The organism is Alkalilimnicola ehrlichii (genome assembly GCF_003399765.1).
In the GTDB taxonomy this organism is placed as follows: Bacteria; Pseudomonadota; Gammaproteobacteria; order Nitrococcales; family AK92; genus AK92.
Genome location: NZ_NFZV01000007.1, coordinates 77,758 through 94,901, shown reverse-complemented (window position 1 = coordinate 94,901; position 17,144 = coordinate 77,758). Strand labels below are relative to the sequence as shown.

At 58.9% G+C, this 17,144-nt stretch carries 10 protein-coding genes and 1 pseudogene; 9 read left to right on the top strand and 2 right to left on the bottom strand.

The features are described 5' to 3' along the window. Positions 1–12 precede the first annotated feature (12 nt). Entirely contained in the window at positions 13–747 is a 735-nt protein-coding gene (locus CAI21_RS08735) for a response regulator (protein WP_116301939.1), read from the top strand. Here the strand turns inward: CAI21_RS08735 and CAI21_RS08730 are convergent. Next, positions 736–3,381, bottom strand: a complete 2,646-nt coding sequence (locus tag CAI21_RS08730; protein WP_116301938.1) for a bifunctional acetate--CoA ligase family protein/GNAT family N-acetyltransferase — start codon at positions 3,379–3,381, stop codon at positions 736–738. The two genes, CAI21_RS08735 and CAI21_RS08730, sit on opposite strands and share 12 nt — an antisense overlap. Positions 3,382–3,668: 287 nt before the next feature. Here CAI21_RS08730 and CAI21_RS08725 point away from each other — a divergent pair, with 287 nt between their 5' ends. Further along, a complete protein-coding gene (locus tag CAI21_RS08725) occupies positions 3,669–4,334 on the top strand; it encodes a TetR/AcrR family transcriptional regulator (protein ID WP_181919333.1) in 666 nt (221 codons plus the stop codon). A 104-nt stretch (positions 4,335–4,438) separates the two neighbouring features. Then, positions 4,439–6,910 carry an acyl-CoA dehydrogenase gene (locus CAI21_RS08720; RefSeq protein WP_116301936.1) on the top strand — a complete coding sequence of 824 codons (2,472 nt, stop codon included), beginning with the start codon at positions 4,439–4,441 and terminating at the stop codon, positions 6,908–6,910. Between the two features lie 1,087 nt (positions 6,911–7,997). Here CAI21_RS08720 and CAI21_RS08710 read toward each other — a convergent pair. Continuing rightward, positions 7,998–8,696: a hypothetical protein gene (locus tag CAI21_RS08710; RefSeq protein ID WP_147305068.1), complete on the bottom strand. Its 699-nt coding sequence runs from the start codon at positions 8,694–8,696 to the stop codon at positions 7,998–8,000. A gap of 409 nt (positions 8,697–9,105) precedes the next feature. Between CAI21_RS08710 and CAI21_RS23720 the strand changes: the two genes are divergently transcribed. From CAI21_RS23720 to CAI21_RS08680, 6 genes and pseudogenes are all read left to right on the top strand, one after another. Continuing rightward, positions 9,106–9,876 carry an ATP-grasp domain-containing protein gene (locus CAI21_RS23720; RefSeq protein ID WP_220347805.1) on the top strand — a complete coding sequence of 257 codons (771 nt, stop codon included), beginning with the start codon at positions 9,106–9,108 and terminating at the stop codon, positions 9,874–9,876. Then, the gene (locus tag CAI21_RS23715) at positions 9,873–10,409 is read left to right on the top strand and encodes an ATP-binding protein (RefSeq protein WP_220347804.1); all 537 of its coding nucleotides are present in this window, start codon (positions 9,873–9,875) and stop codon (positions 10,407–10,409) included. Before CAI21_RS23720 ends, CAI21_RS23715 begins: the two co-directional genes overlap by 4 nt. A gap of 21 nt (positions 10,410–10,430) precedes the next feature. Beyond that, a pseudogene (locus CAI21_RS08700) lies at positions 10,431–12,454 on the top strand (CocE/NonD family hydrolase). A 487-nt stretch (positions 12,455–12,941) separates the two neighbouring features. Then, positions 12,942–13,463, top strand: a complete 522-nt coding sequence (locus CAI21_RS08690) for a DUF4402 domain-containing protein (protein WP_181919332.1) — start codon at positions 12,942–12,944, stop codon at positions 13,461–13,463. Between the two features lie 214 nt (positions 13,464–13,677). Further along, entirely contained in the window at positions 13,678–14,436 is a 759-nt protein-coding gene (locus CAI21_RS08685; RefSeq protein WP_181919331.1) for a fimbrial biogenesis chaperone, read from the top strand. Continuing rightward, the gene (locus tag CAI21_RS08680; RefSeq protein WP_116301930.1) at positions 14,402–17,092 is read left to right on the top strand and encodes a carboxypeptidase-like regulatory domain-containing protein; all 2,691 of its coding nucleotides are present in this window, start codon (positions 14,402–14,404) and stop codon (positions 17,090–17,092) included. Before CAI21_RS08685 ends, CAI21_RS08680 begins: the two co-directional genes overlap by 35 nt. The last annotated feature ends 52 nt before the right edge of the window (positions 17,093–17,144 follow it).

Sequence of the window (17,144 nt, the reverse complement as noted above, 5' to 3'; positions counted from 1 at the left end):
AAGAGCAAACAGATGCCGAAAGCATCGATCCTTATCGTTGATGACGCTCGTCTCGTACGAGGATTTATAAAAAAAGCTTTCTCCCGGACCCGCGACTACGAGCTTCAGGAAGCCGAGGACGGCACCCAGGCACAAGCGGCGTTGCTAGCAGCCCGTTACGATCTCGTGCTTTGCGATTGGGATATGCCGAATATGGACGGGCACGCCTTGTTGCAATGGATGCGGGCGCAGGCGGACGAGCGTCTTGGCCGCACGCCTTTCATCATGGTGACCAGTAGCGGTGAGAAGGAAAAAGTCCTCCAAGCGGTCAAGGCTGGCGTGAACGGGTATTTGGTGAAGCCGTTCACCGCTGCTCAGTTGACCGATAAAGTGCACGAAGTACTAGCCCGCCAGCAACAGCAGAATGTCGATGAGGATATTCCTGACGAAGAGGCCGGGGCCTACGTGGCGAACCTCCGTTACCGAGAGGAAACGCTACGGGTACAGGTGGCGAACATTACGACCAAGGGGCTATTAGGAAAGTATAAGGCAAGTCTTGCCGGCCCTAGCTTGTTGTCTTCCGTCGTGGCGGAGCTGCCGCGGCGAGGCTCGGATAGCCCGGTATCCATCAAAGGCTATATCTATCGCATAGAAGCTGGCGAGGATAGTTGTACCCCGAAATATTTGCAAGTCGGAGTACGCTTTCAAGAGCTGGATGCCGATAAGCGCGAGTTTTTGATCGATTGTATTGCAGCCTTACGTTTCTGACTCTTGTAAGGACTTGCTAACGTGCTTAACACCGTAGTCTTCCTGGCTGGTACGGATGTCGAAGTTTAGTCGTTGCATAAGCTTTAGCATTTTTCGGTTATGGCTGAGGACGTCGCCTTCGATCCGTTGAATGCCTCGGTCGGCAGCGGTTTCCATGAGTTTTTCCATCAACTTTCGGCCGACTCCCCGGTGTTGCCAAGCGTCGGCGATGGCTAGGGCAAACTCGCAGCTTTCGCCATCTGGGTTGAGGGTGTAGCGAGCAACGCCAATTTGTTCTTCCCGACCTAATTCTTCGTGTAGGGCTACCAGTGCCATCTCGCGGTCGTAATCGATTTGCGTCAGCCTTACGAGCATCTGCGGCGTAAGTTGATTCAGCGTTTCCATGAAGCGGAAATATTTACTCTCCTGAGAGAGGTTGTGGACGAAAGCCTGTTCGGCCTCGGCATCTTCCGGCCGAATGGGGCGGACGGTGATTTGAGTGCCGTCCTTTAATTCGAGGGTGCCGACCAGGGAGGTCGGATAAGGGTGGATGGCCATGTGGCCGTAGCGTTCTTCGTTGTCCTGTGGCTTTTCGATGGAGAAGAACGCATCCACAGCTAGGGCTCCGGTCTCGTCTAATACCAGCGGGTTGATATCCAGCTCGCGGACGTGCGGCAGCTTACTGACCAAGTCCGACACGCGAAGCAGCACGTCTTCTAAGGCGCGCATGTCCACCGCGGGTGCTGAGCCGTCGCTCTTGAGGTGTTGCGAAATGCGGGTGCGGAGAATGAGGTCGCGGGCAATGAAGGTGTTTAATGGCGGTAGCGCGACCGAGCGGTCGCGAATAAGCTCAACCAAGGTGCCGCCTGCGCCGAAGCTGATGACCGGGCCGAACACAGGGTCGTGCGCGACGCCGACGATCAACTCTCGCCCGCTAGGTTTGTTATGCATCCGCTCCAAGGTCACGCGGTTAATGTTCATGCCGGGGCGGGCGCTCTGTGCGGCGACGATGAGGTCCGTATACGCCGCTCGTACCGCTTGCGCGTTGCCGATGTTCAATCTGACTCCGCCGATTCGCGATTTGTGGGCGATGTCGGGGGAGCTGATCTTCATTGCGACGGGATAGCCTAAAGACTCGGCGACAACCAGTGCTTCGCTGGCGCTGTGCGCTTCTACGGTTCTGACGACAGGGATACCGAAAGCGGTCAAAAGGGCTTTCGATTCCATGCTTGATAGCGAATGTCGGCCCTCTTCTAGGGCGGCTTCGATGATGAGGCGGGCGCCTTGAATATTAGAAGGTTGACGGACCGACATCGGGCCGGGCACTTGCAGCAATAGTTGTTGGTTGCGGTGATAGTGGGCCAAGTGGCTGAAGGCTTCGACGGCTGCTTCCGGCGTGTCGAAGTGAGGTACTCGGCTGTTTTGAAACAGGTCGCGCGCTTTACGCACCTGGGTATCGCCTAACCAGGAGGCTAATACCGGTTTGCGGCTATGTTCGGCGGCCTTGAGTAGACTTTCGGCGACGGCGGCCGGTTGGGTGCGGGCGTGCGGCGAGAGTAGAGCGACAATCCCGTTGATGTCTCGATCTTCTAGGCAACAGGCTGCGGCTTCGGCATAGCGCTCCGGGCCTGCGTCGGCACGCAGATCGACTGGGTTATTTACTGGCGAGGGGATAAGCGTTTCCAAGTGCTTCCGCGTTTGCTCTCCCAACGGCGGAACCGTCATACCAAGCTCCAGCGCTCGGTCGGTGGCGATGATGCCGGGGCCGGCGCCATTGGTCAAAATGGCCAAGCGGTTGCCGCGAACGCGATGCCCGCAGGAGAGAACTTGGGCGGCAGAGAATAATTGCTCTACGGTGAAAACGCGCACCGCGCCGGCTCTGGCCAAGGCCGCCTCGAACACATCGTCGGCGCCCACTAGGGCACCGGTGTGCGATAGCGTTGCCGGACTGGTTTCCCGGTGTCGGCCGGCTTTCATGACGATCACCGGTTTTATGCGCGCCGCCGCGCGCAGGCCGCTCATGAAACGCCGCGCATTATGGATCGCTTCGACATAGAGCAGGATGCTGCGAGTCGAGGCGTCGGTCGCGAGAAAGTCCAAGACATCGCCGAAGTCGACATCGAGCGCGTCGCCTAGCCCGAGCACCGTAGAGAAGCCAATCTGCCGTTGGTCGGCCCAATCCAGAATGGCGTTGCATAACGCCGAGGATTGCGAAATAAGCGCCATTTGCCCCGAGTGAGCCATGCTGCGGCAATCGCTGAGGTTGAGCTTCCCTCCGGGCCGGAGCAGCCCCATGCAATCGGGGCCGATAAGACGGATGTCGTGGCGCCGCGCTATGGCGATGAGCTCTTCCGAGCGCCCGTGGGCGTTCTCGTGCGGGCGGCGGAATCCCGACGATAGTATACAAACCGCGCGGATACCTTTCTCGCCGCACTCCTCTAGGACATTCGGTAGGGTGCGAGATCGCGTGGTGACGACGGCAACATCGACAGGCTCCTCGATGGCGGTGACGGAAGGGTAGCTCGGGCGCTGTTGTACTCGTCGATGGCCAGGGTTGACGGCATACACGGGCCCTTGAAAGCCGCTGGTCGCGATGTTGCGAAAAACCCGTTTACCCAGACTGTCGTCGCGGTCGCTAGCGCCGACAACGGCCACTGATGCGGGGTTGAAAAACGGCTGAGGTAGTGTCTAGCCATATCCCTACTCCAGTGTGCTCCTTAAAGACGTTCTTGTTCGCTGTTATGGTCTACCGCCTCCGGCGAGAGCGGGGCTCTTGGCTGCGGCTCACCGAGGAGTAATTACCACGTTTCTGTCTACTGTACCCCGGTTTTCCTTGCTTTGCTCTACCGACATGGTGGTTCTACTTGACGACGTTTTGATTCGAACGTATGGTTTAAACGGACGTATGAATTAAAGCGATCCGTTGCCGAGGAGACAGTCGATTGGCTCAACAAGCGGATACAAAAGAGCGCATCCTCGATGCGGCCGAAGCGTTGTTTTCCGAACATGGATTCGTGAACACGTCTATGCGCAGCATTACCCAGTCGGCCAATGTGAACCTCGCGGCCGTGAATTACCACTTCGGGTCTAAGGAAGAGCTGATCAAGGCAGTGTTCGCCCGCCGCCTGTTACCTCTGAATGAAGAGCGCATACGGCGCCTGGACGACGTGTTGGCGCAAGGCGTGACGCTTGAGCGTTTGTTGGAAGCCTTTATTGCGCCGCATTTGGAATTGAGCCAAGACCACGAGGAAGTGGGCGATCGTTTCGTCCGTTTGATCGGTCGCGGTTACACGGACCACGCCGAGTTTTTACGGGATCATATTCATCAGCTCAACAAGCCTTGCGTGGCTCGTTTTAAAGAGGCTTTTGCGGCGGAGTTGCCGCATTTGCCGAGAAAAGAACTCTCTTGGCGCTTGCACTTCTTGGTCGGTGCCGTCGCTCATACGATGGCCGGGCCGGACATGATTCGTTTGATGGCGGGGCGTCGTATTTCCGATCACGGGAATGCGCAAGCCTTGGTGCAACGCCTTATTCCCTTTCTGGCAGCGGGTCTACAGGCTCCGTTGCCGGAATCTCTGCCCGATCTTGAATTACGACATGCAGGCTGACGTCACCGATCTTTCGGGTTGGTGAACCGGCGAACGATAAAGGAACCCCGTAAGCGGGGAGATCGTGGCGATAGACGTTTGTTATTTTACTGGAGGGACTACGCATGTCTGCGCTTTTAGCCATTTTAGTACTGGTGGCCGGTGCCTGGGCACTGGCGTTTGCCGGTGCGTCCTTGAAAGTTTGGACAGCCGCCGTGGCCGTCTATATCGGCGGCTTGCTCGCAACCGGCGTTTTGGGGGCCGTAGGCACGCTAGTGGCAGCGGTTATTTTTATTCCCTTTGCCGTTTTGTTGAACGTTACCGCCTTGCGTAGCGTATTGATAACGAAGCCTATCTTTGCCACTTTCCGCAAAGTCTTGCCGCCGATGACGTCGACCGAGCGCGAAGCGCTGGAAGCCGGGGATACCTGGATTGAGGGCGATCTGTTCCAGGGGGCGCCGGACTGGAATAAGCTGCTCAATACTAAAGTCACCGAGCTTTCGAACGAAGAGCGGGCGTTCATCGACAATCAGGTCGAGACCTTATGCCGGATGATCGACGAAGACAAAATCGTCCGCGAAGAACACGACCTTTCTCCGGAAACCTGGGAATATATTAAGAAGGAAGGCTTTTTCAGTCTGATCATTCCCAAGCAGTACGGCGGTCGGCAGTTCTCCTCCCTGGCGCAGTCCACGGTTGTTACGAAAATTGCTACCCGCAGCATTTCCGCCGCCGTTACCGTGATGGTGCCGAACTCGCTCGGCCCCGGCGAGCTGTTGATGCACTACGGTACCCAGGAGCAGAAGGATTACTGGTTGCCGGGCTTGGCAAAAGGCGAGCATATTCCGTGCTTTGCGCTCACCGGCCCTGAAGCCGGCTCCGATGCCGGTGCGATGCCGGATACCGGCGTTGTCTGCAAAGGCGAGTATGAGGGTAAAGAAGTCCTCGGTATCCGCCTCAACTTTAGTAAGCGTTACATCACGTTGGCTCCGGTGGCGACCTGCGTCGGACTTGCGTTCAAGCTCTACGATCCGGAGGGTTTGCTGGGCGATCAAAAAGACGTTGGTATTACCTGCGCTTTGGTGCCGGCCGAACACCCGGGTATCGACATCGGCAAGCGCCACTATCCGATGGGCCTTGCCTTTATGAATGGGCCGATTCAGGGCAAGGACGTGTTCATTCCGTTGGATTGGGTAATCGGCGGCAAAGAGATGGTCGGCAAGGGCTGGCGGATGTTGGTGGAATGCCTCTCCGTGGGCCGTGCGATTTCGCTGCCGGCGCTTGGTACCGCAGCCGGCAAGATGACGTACCGCATGACCGGCGCATACTCGGCCATCCGGCGCCAGTTCAAGCTGCCGATCGGCAAGTTTGAAGGCGTGCAGGAAGCGATGGCGCGGATCGGGGGCTATGCGTATCGTCTAGAAGCCTCCCGCGTGCTGACGGCCAGTGCTGGCGACAACGGCATCAAACCTTCGGTCGTCTCGGCCATTGCCAAGTACCACATGACGGAGATGATGCGCGTCGCACTCAACGATGCGATGGACATTCACGGTGGCCGCGGCATCATTTACGGCCCGCGGAACTATCTGGGTTACGCTTATCAGGCCATTCCCGTCGGTATCACCGTGGAAGGGGCTAACATCCTGACCCGTAACTTGATGATCTTCGGTCAAGGTGCGATTCGTTGCCATCCGTTCGTCTTTCCGGAAATGGAAGCGGCGCGTAATCCCAACGAGCAGGAAGGTCTGGAAGACTTCGATAAGCTGCTGTTCGGTCATATCGGCTACTCGGTCAACCGTGGCGCGCGTGCGTTTACTTTCGGTCTGACGGGGGCGCTTTTCGCCAAGGCGCCGGTATCCGGGCCGACGGCCGGTTATTATCGTCAGTTGACGCGGATGAGCAGCGCGTTGGCCTTCGTTTCCGACGTCGCGATGGGTGTGCTTGGGGGCGAGTTGAAGCGTAAGGAACGCCTGTCGGCGCGCCTGGCCGATGTGCTCAGCCATTTGTATCTGGCAACTGCCGTACTGAAATTCCACTACGATGCGGGGCAGCCGGAAAACGAACTGGCTTACGTGCAATGGAGTGTCGAGAACTCGCTGTATGAGATCAGCAAAGCGTTCGACGAGTTCTTTGCCAACTTCCCGAACCGCGTTATCGGCCGCCTCATGCGCACGGTTGTTTTCCCATTAGGGCGTCCGTATCGGCAGCCGGCCGACAAGCTCGGCGCTAAAGTCGCCAACCAGATGATGGAGTTAGGCGGCGTACGCGACCGTGTTACCCAGTATGGTTTCTGGGCCGAGCAGGACGAGAACGACATCACTGGCCGTATGGAAGTCGCACTGCGGTTGTTGCCGGAAGCGGAGCCTGTATTCAACAAGTTCCAGAAGGCGGTTACGAAGCTTGATGTGCCTTCGTTCGATTTCGAGGAACGTCTGCAAGCTGCTGTCGCGGCGGGAGCGCTCAGCGACGGCGAGGCCGACCTGGTGCGCCGCTACGAGAAGCTGCGTTATGAGGCGATTATTACCGATGCTTTCGACAAAGAGGTGTTGGCGCCTAAGTCGCAGCGGGAGCCGGAGCTGGCGAGCGAAGTGGCGTAGGCGTTTGCTTTGTGGCTTGTAATGAGGGGCGGGCTTTGGCCCGCCTTTTTTGTGCTTTGGGGTGAAGGCTTTTGGGTGTTGGTTGGGGTTAGGTTCTGGTGTTGGTGGTTAAGTTTGGTGCGCTTCGCGCGATTGGTTTGGAAGGCGGGGTTCCGCCCCCGCACGGCGGGTTCCTTTTCTTGCTTGCCCAAGAAAAGGAACCAAAAGAAGGGCAGCCCGTTGTCTCGCCCCGCTAACGCGGGGTTCCCTGCGCTTCTCGGCTTCGAGCGGGGTCTGCCGACGGGCCATCCTTGGCCCGACGACAGACGCGCGGCTTGCCGTCAATGGCCGTAGCCCTTGGCAAAAGCCGCAACGCGGTATCCGGCGCCGACAAAACGCCCCTTCGGGCGGCTCAGAGACACGCCGTGGCGTTGTTGCCGTCCTTGCCAAGGACGACGCCATTGACGGCGGACGGCGCCTAGCCACAACGTGTCTCTGAGCCGCAGAGGCCTTAACCCAAGGCGTATCGCTCCCCAAGGGCCTTGTCGCTCGAAGCCTGCGATGCTCGGCGAGCCAAAGGGCGGGGTAAGAGCACTCCGTTCACCGCCTCTGCTATCCCTAACCCGCCTAACGCTGTTAACCGGGTTGGCGTTTGTGCCTAGGGAAGACGTTGATCGAAGGGGCTTGCTCTTGCCCGTTGGCGCTGCCGAGCATCGCAGGGGCTTTCGGCTAAGGCCCCGTAGGGGTGGCCGCCAAGGATGGCGGCCATTCGCCCGTCAGGCCAGGGATGGCCTGTCGGGCGAACCCCGAAAACCCCGAGAAGCGCAGGGCACCCCGCGCAGCGGGGCAGCGCCTCCGGGTCGCCTTTCTTTTGGTTCCTTTTCTTTGGCGACGCAAAGAAAAGGGACTCGCCCAAGAGGGCGAAACAGGCCGTTATGCATCGCTACAGGCAATAGCGACTAAGCGCAGGCCCGATTCCCGCCGTGCGGGGGGCGGAACCCCGCCTTCTAAATCAAGCGCGCGAAGCGCACCACACCAAACCACCAACACCAGAAACTAACCACAACAAACAACAAAACGCCCCCACCAAACCTCCCCAAACAACTAGTTAAGACCCAGTAAAATCCGCCCCCGCCGCCTTCTGCATCAGGTAGGCTGGCGACCGCCATATAACAACCAACCAAAACGCCGCCGCGGTCACCAAACCGCTGACCATACCCAACACGCTAAAACCGGGATTAACGAACTCTAACCACAGCCCCATCGCGCTCCCACCTAGCAAACCGGCCCCCAGATACCAGAAAGGCGAAGTCCGCCGACGCTCGGCAAGCATGTAATGAACGGGCAACCCAATAATGACAGTACCGATATACGTAACGACAAGAAAAGCGCCAATGAATATCAGCTCAAGAGCGCCTAAACCGTTGCCCTGCGACACGGCGACCCACACAGCCAGCAACGCGGAAGAAAGCATCGGGGCGAGCAATGTTCCCAGCGCAACGCGAGGAATTTTACCGAGCACACGGCTCACGTCGCCCGACCGGTTCAATTGCCCTTGCTTGCGCGCTCGATATACCAAAATCACGGCAACGAACTGCATAACCGGAATCAGCAGCCAAGGAGAAATAAACGCTTCCCGCCAAGTCATATCAACCTGATATTGGTCGATAATTTTCGCTACCTGATAGCCAGTTAAAATCCAACCGTATACCGTAATCGCCGCCACTGCCATAACCGCCTCCCGCGCCCACACCTGACGCCAAGCAAGCCCTACGGCAGCGACCAACGACAACCCGCCTGCGAACACGAGCCAACTACTTTGAGATTGCAAGGCCGCCCAGAAAGCGTAAACCGCATAAACTCCAAAAAGGCCGGCGAGTATCTTCAACATGTTTGTTTTAACGCTCGTAAAAAGTGGGCAACAGGCGCCACAAAACTTAAGTGTTTGTTATTACGCATCTGCCACCGGCCCTTGCGGAGAAGTAAAACAACGCGGCGAAGCACGCTTCGTCGCGTTGCAGAGGCTCTTAGTTTGCCATGCGCGGGCAGTAGCCCAACATAAGTAACACAAGCTATTAATGGTTTGCTAATACCTCTGCATGCCAACAGGCTGCCGAGAACGGCACGATGACGGCGAAAGGTCGTCGCTGCCGTTTCTCAGCAGCCCGTCGGCGTCGGCGGGTTAGGGATATACCCGGCATGCAAGCGAGGACGCAGTGACAAAAAACGTTTTTATCATTGGGCTGGATGACTTTCAGCGGCAAAAACTGGCAACCATCCATAACGCCGACCGCTATGCCTTCCACGGATTACTCGGCTTTGACACGGTGGTCAAACCCCAAGACTTCTCTTTCCAAGACTTACTTAACCAAGCCCGGCGGGAGTTACAAAACTTTCCCGGCTCCGTCGACGCCATCATTGCGCACTGGGATTTTCCCACCAGCGTACTCGGCCCCATTCTTTGCCGCGAGTACGGCATACCTTCGCCTTCGCTGGAAAGCGTGCTCAAGTGCGAACACAAATACTGGAGCCGTGTCGAGCAACAACGCGTCATCCCCGAGTGCGTTCCCCGGTTCTTCTTATTCGACCCGTTCGACAACCAAGCCGTAAACAAAATCGAGCTTGAGTTTCCTTTTTGGATCAAGCCCGTTAAGTCCTTCGCTTCACAGCTCGGATTCAAGATTAACAACGAGGGGGAGTTCAGACAGGCGCAGGCAGAAATATGTGAAGGCATTACAAAAATAGGCAGTGCCTTCGATGAAGTTTTACATATGGTCGATCTACCGAGCGATATTCGGGCAGCGACCGGTATCAGCTGTATCGCCGAGGAGATCATCTCAGGTATACAAGCCGCACCCGAAGGAGCCGTGTTTCAAGGCGAGTACAAGGTGCACGGTGTCATCGACATGCCCAAAGACCGCCACGGTAAGAGCTTCTCGCGCTATCAGTACCCCTCGACGTTTCCCGAAAAATACAACAGCGAATGATCAACGCCACCGAGCGCTTCCTGCGCCATATCGGCTTCGATAACGGCTGCTTTAACGCCGAGTTCATGTGGGATCAGGAACGCGACAAACTCTGGCTAATCGAGGTCAATAACCGTATTTCGCAATCGCACAGCGACCTCTTCTACAAAGTGGACGGTATGTCCAACCACGAAATCGCCATTGATATCGCCCAAGGCCTCCGGCCGACCATACCGTACCGTAAGGGCAAGTACCGAATAGCGGCTAAGTATATGATTCCCCACTACGAAGACGGCATCGTGCGCCGTATTCCAAGCACACAAGAGCTGGCCAGAATAGAGCAACGCTTCCCCGACACACACATCGAGCTCGATGTAAGCCCCGGCACTCGCTTATCGGAGTTGCCCAATCAGGACAGCTACCGCTACGTCCTCGGCATCCTCTTTCTGGGAGCCGATAGCCCCGAACAACTGCAACGTAAGTTCGAAGCCTGCGTTGACGCCATGCACTTCGAGTTCGAGCCGATACAGAAAACCCAAACAAGCGGACAGTAAACGCTTGCTTAGGGGGTGAGCATGCGAGAAGTAACCTCGTTACCCTACTCGGTCCGCGAGATCGAGAATATTTTCATTACGATGAGCGACGGTGCGCGCTTGGCCGCACGCATTTGGCTACCGGAGGCTGCCGAGCAAGAGCCGGTGCCTGCCATACTAGAATACATCCCATACCGTAAACGCGACATTACGCGCGGGCGCGATGCAACCAATCACGCCTATCTCGCCGGCCACGGGTACGCCTGCATCCGTCTGGACATGCGCGGCAGCGGGGACTCGGACGGCATCGTCACCGACGAATACACCCGCCAAGAGCAAGACGACGCCGTCGAAGCGATCGCCTGGATCACCGAGCAACCGTGGTGCAACGGTAACGTCGGCATGATGGGCATCTCCTGGGGCGGCTTTAACAGCCTACAGGTCGCCGCCCGCCGCCCGCCGGCACTGAAAGCCATCATCAGTGCCTGCTCGACCGACGATCTTTATGCCGACAACATGCATTACATGGGCGGTTGCTTACTTGGCGACAATCTCTCCGAGGCCACCGTTATGTTCGCCTTCAACAGCCTGCCGCCGGACCCGGCAATCGTCGGCGAGCGCTGGCGCAGCATGTGGTTCGAACGATTACGCGGCAGCGGGCTTTGGCTCGAAACCTGGCTCGAACACCAACGCCGCGACGATTACTGGAAACCAGGCTCGGTTTGCGAGAATTACCAAGCCATTCAATGCCCGGTGCTGGCCGTCGGCGGTTGGGCGGACGGCTACACCAACGCCATTTTCCGTCTACTCCAACACCTGGACGTACCCCGCAAAGGTCTCATTGGCCCCTGGGGCCATAAGTATCCCCACGCCGGTGTGCCCGGGCCTGCCATCGGCTTTTTGCAAGAAGCGGTACGCTGGTGGGACTACTGGTTAAAAGAGCGCGACACCGGCATTATGGACGAGCCGATGCTCCGGGTATGGATGCAAGATAGCGTACCGCCGGACACATCCTACGAAGCCCGGCCCGGTCGCTGGATTGCCGAGCCGTGCTGGCCCTCGCCTAACATTAAGGAAACGCACTACCGACTGGGGCCCAACTGCATCGCCAGCAGCGTCAAAGAAGCCGTGGAACACCGCGCACTTGCCGTGCAATCCCCGCTCAGCGTCGGCATGTTCGCCGGCAAGTGGTGCTCGTACGCCGCCACTCCCGATCTACCGCACGATCAACGGGAAGAAGATGGCGGAGCGCTAATTTTCGATAGCGAGCCTTTAACGGAATCGCTAGAAATTTTCGCGCGCCACAGGTACAACTGGAGCTGACCGCCGACAAGCCGCTGGGCATGGTAGCCGTCCGCTTATCCGACGTCGCCCCCGACGGGAAAGCGACCCGCGTCACCTACGGCCTACTCAACCTAACCCACCGGGACAGCAACGAACACCCCAAACCACTGCAACCAGACCGCCGCTACACCGTCGGAGTGCGCCTTAATGGGATTGCCCAGAGCTTTCCCGCAGGGCACCGGCTACGGCTTTCCGTATCCACCTCATACTGGCCGCTGGCCTGGCCGCCACCGGAACCGGTAACGCTATCCGTCATGACCGGAAGCAGCACATTGATTTTACCCGTCCGTAAGCCGCGACCTGAAGATAAGCAACTCTCCGAGTTCGGCGAACCCGAAGGCGCGCCGCCGCTAGATATCCAACTGCTCGAACCGGGAGAACACAATTGGCGCTTGATTCGCGACTTGGCGAAGGACGAATCCACACTGGAAGTCGTCAACGACCAAGGCGCCTTCCGTATCCAAGAAACCGACACGGAAATCCGACGCAGCACCTACGAGTGGTACACCTTCCGCGGCGGCGACTTCACCTCCCCGCGCGGCGAGACCTACACCGAGCGCAGCTTCCGACGCGGCGATTGGTCGATCGAGGTGATTACCCGCACCGTACTCACCTGCACAACCCAAGATTTCCACATCCATGCCCAGCTCGACGCCTACGAGCAGGATCGCCGCGTCTACTCGGAAAACTGGGAGCGCACCATACCTCGCGACTATCTATAAGCTCCGAACGATGTGCCAACACCAGCCGCGCGGCAACCGCTACCTGGTCTTCTTGCCCATCGTTAAGGCGGCGGTTCACCTCGCAAGCACCACCTCAACGACGGCCCCCAACCAAGGGATTAGGAAGAATGCCCTAGCGGCAGAAGAAAACCTGCCGGCCGAAGATGTTGAAAAAGATCAACCTCACCCTATCTAACTAAGGGCACCGAATCTTTCCCTCGTTTCAAGGCTTATCCGCACGGTTTGAGCAGGATCGTCGAAGGCCACGAGCCCTCCCGGCCTCCGGCGATCGCAGCTTACTTAGCTTCGACCGTCCTACGAGATCGTTGGGGAAACGAGTTCGGGGCCGCGCCTCAACGTAAAACCAAGCTAATAAACCCTATGGCGCAATCGACGCTTGCGGCAGTGCCGATCGAGCGATGCCGTTCCCCTACCCCGCGCCATCGGTGACACCGTTAATATTCACTTCATGATGAGGGACCGCATTATGATCGACAGGAAACGTTTTTTTCGCCGACCAAGCGCCGCCCTTGCCCTACCTGCCGCACTGTTATTAGTGCCCGCCATAAGCTCGGCGGAAGACTCGGCCACGGCCAACACGGCCGCCGAGATCTTTACCGCCTTAACCATTGAAGTAGACGACGTCGACGACACCCTCGATTTCGCCCGCATTGCCCAAGACAGCGTTGGCGGTACCGTCACGATAGCTCCCGACGGCACACGAACCTGCGGCGTTTTCTTCTGCGAAGGAACGCCTGCCGTACCGACATTCCACGTTGAGGGCGAACCTGAATACGCCTACACCATTACCTTCGAGGAAGACGTCACGATCGATCACGTCACCGACCCCGAGTCGATGGCTATCAACGACTTCACACACAATGCCACGGAAACGCTGGATACCGAAGGCGAAGAGAGCTTCGAAGTCGGCGCAACGCTGAACGTTGCCGCCAACCAGGCAACAGGTACCTATGAAGGCACCTTCGACGTAACGGTCGCTTACGAGTAATAACAACAACCAACACCGCCGCTTCCGGCGGCGGTGTTCTGCGCTCTCCAACCGTAGCTAATGCGGGATAACTATGAAAAAGAATATCGCTGTTCCGAGTTTTCTCGGTGCAGGTGGGGCATGGTCGTCTGGCACTCGAAAACTCACGCGCCCACCTCGCCGCCGGCGGGTATACTGCCTTGGGCTCATACTCATACTGGCCGGACTCATCGGCATGCCTGCGACAGCGGGCCTGTTGGTAACGCCTAAACGCCTGGTGCTCGAAGGCGAGCAAACGCACGCTCAGGTAACCTTAGCGAATCGCTCGCAAGAGCCCATGACAGTAAGAATATCGCTGGTTAACCGGCAAATGACGCCGGAGGGGCGTCTGATCGCCCCCACATCCGGCCACGAGCAGTTCTTTGCCGACCAGCTCTTACGCTACTCGCCCCGGCGGGTGCGACTTCCCCCCGGCGGCAGCCAGACAGTGCGCATCGCCCGCACCGCCGCCGATACCCCAGACGGCGAATATCGCTCGCACCTGCTATTTCAGATCGAACCTTCGGGCAACGAACCCGTTGACCTCAATGTTGGCGAGAACAACCCGTCCGGGCTGGACATTCGACTCCACCCCGTATTCGGCATCTCGATTCCTGTCGTTATTCGAATAGGGGAACTTGCCGCAACAGCCAACATCACCGACCTCCACCTACACACCGACGGCGACCGCCCGCAAGCGACATTCACCCTGCAACGTCAGGGCGATCGCTCGCTGTTCGGCGACATAGCAGTGTACTTTCAACCCGAAGACGGCCACGAGGAACGCGTCGGCCTGCGGCGGGGCTTGGCGGTTTATCCGCCGCTCGAAGCGAGACAGATAACGATTCCGCTCAATATCCCTCCGGATTCGCGCCCCTCCGGTCGGCTCCGCGTCGAGTATAACGCTCAGGAGGGCCGACATGCGCGGCTGGCGGAAACCGAGCTGCAATGGTGAGTTAACGTCGCGCCGCAGGCTCGCTGTAGATCGTTCCCTGCAACTGCTCGCCACCTTGCTTGCGCTACTCTTGATCCAGGATACAGCGTGGGCTGAGTGCCAAATACCCGAGCAGGTTTTCGCAGAAGAACATCTGCGGATCGCGAGCGTTCGGCTCGACCAAAGCCGGCTCTTGCTGGAACCGGCGCTATTCCTCTATGTCGACGAGGCCGACGAGCTTTATCTGCCGCTGGACGAGCTTACCGCCGCCCTGCACTTCCCCCTATCCCGCCGGGAAGAGCATGTTATCGAGGGATGGTATATAAGCCCCGAGCGCCGCTTTCGGCTCGATGCCGACCGCTGTCAGGTCACCCTAGGCAGCCAACAAAGCCCGATAGCGCAACCGCACCTTCGCGCGCACGACGGCAGCATCTACGTACACGCCGACGCAGTGCAGCGTTGGTTTCCCATCGAGCTGCATTTCGACCCGTTCGAGCAAGCACTTACCGTCACACCCCTTGAGACGCTACCCCTACAACGGCGACAGGAACGGGCTCGCCGCTGGGCACGGCTGCCGCCGCGTAGCGCCGAAACCGACGCAACCGTCGCACCGCAAGAACTACCCTATCGCACGTGGGACTGGCCGTTTATCGACGTCTCCGTAGAGCAACGACTGCGAAGGGGCGACGACGGTACCGATTACGCCAGTCGCTATAAAGTCGTCGGGCGAGGCGAACTGCTCGGGCACGACACCCTGCTCGCCATCGCCGGCAGCGACAACGAGCCGGTTCGCGACATCACCGCCCGCACCGGCCGCAGCCATCCAGACCCGGTGCTATTAGGGCCGCTCCGCGCCCGTCACTATGCCCTAGGCGATATCAGCATACCGGGGCACGCCTTAATCGCCCGGCCGGCCCGCGCCCGAGGCGCCGAAATATCCAATTTCCCGCTGCACCGCCCGCGCGAGTTCGACCGTATCGATCTCCGTGGCGAGCTACCCATCGGCTGGGAAGTGGAGCTTTATCACAACGGTCGCTTGATCGATTTTGCGCGTGACATCGACCACTACGACTTTATCGACGTGCCCCTGCAATTCGGCACCAACCGCTTCCGGCTCGTCTTCTACGGCCCGCACGGCGAAGTACGAGAAGAGCGTTTTCAACGCATTGTAGGGCCAGGCATGATTCGGCCGGGCGAGCATAATTACCGCGTCATCGCCGCCCGTACGCGCGACGACCGGGGCTGGCAAGAACTCACCAGCGACGACAGGCTGTTCATCGACTACCAATACGGCGTCCACCGCCTCCTGTCCGTTGGCGGTAGCTTCCGCAGCCTCGAGGACGAAGACGAAGAACAACGCCATTACACCTCTCTCAACCTCAGCGCGGCGGCACCTTGGGCCTTCGCTTACATCGAAGCGGCGGCCGACGACGCCGACGGCCGAGCGGCGAGCATCGATCTCAGCACCCAGATCGGCCAAGTCAACCTGACCGGACGCTCGGCCCGCTTTTCCGATTTCGACAGCGAACGCACCCGCATCGGCGGGCCGGGGCAACTAAAAGCTCAGGACTTCATCGGGCTGCGCAGCCGGCTACCGACCACCGCCGGCGGCATCCGCCCATCGATCGACATCGGCGCACAACAAGAGGACTGGACCCAAGGCGAACGAACGGAGCTATTCGGCACACTCGCCGCGCAAAGCCGCTTCTGGCGTGCATCGCAACGAATCGACAGCCGCCGGACAGCCACCGAAGAGCGCAGTTATCGCCTTGCCTATACACGCACCTTGCTCAGCATTCGCCGCCATCGTTTCAACATTCGCAGCGAACTCAATCAACAACTGCGGCCGCAACACGACTTCACCAGTGCCAGCATCACCGCCGACTGGAGAGCGTTTCCTGCCGCCACCGCCCGCGTGGGCTACATCCACGGTTGGGCGGACGACACCTCCCGCGTCAACGCCGGCCTGAGCTGGCAGCGCCACGAGATAGCCATCGGCACCAATGTCAGCGTTGACGATAGCGGCCAGATCTTTGCCGGCATCTCCGCCTCCTTCGGCCTTAGCCACTCGCCGCAACAACAACGCTGGATACGCTCTGCCCGCGCGCAAACCGCCGCCGCAGCTATCGATGCCGAGGTATTTCTAGACGAAGACGGCTCCGGCACACGCCGAGCGGAGGAGCCGGCCTTAGCGGATATCACCGTCCGCGCCGGCGGCCAGCGCATGCAAACGGATGCCGGCGGTCGAGTCCACCTCCAGTCGCTAGCGCCCTATCGACCGCTCACCGTCAACATCGACGAGCGCAGCGTCGGCAACCCGTTCTGGGAAGTCGTCCAACCCGAAGCCCCGCTTCTGCTCCGGCCGTCGCGCACCGCGCAACTGCAACTCCCGATCGTACCGGTCGGTCGCGTAGAAGGTTTCGTGTCCACGCACGACGGCAGAAACGCCTCCGGCATTCCAATTCAGCTCCTGGATAGCGAAGGCAACCTAGTAGCGCAGACGCGCACCGCCTACGACGGCTTTTACACCGTCGAGTCCGTCCGCCCCGGGCGCTACCTACTGCGGGCGGAGCATACCTCGCGCCGGCTGTCGGCAAGCGCCGCGCTGGCGGTCAAGGGCGAATCGCAACAGCTCGACCTTGTTCTAACGCCTCGCGACGACCACCCCCAACCATGACGAAACAAGCCATGCATGCAACACGACACACACGCCCCCACACCATAAGAAT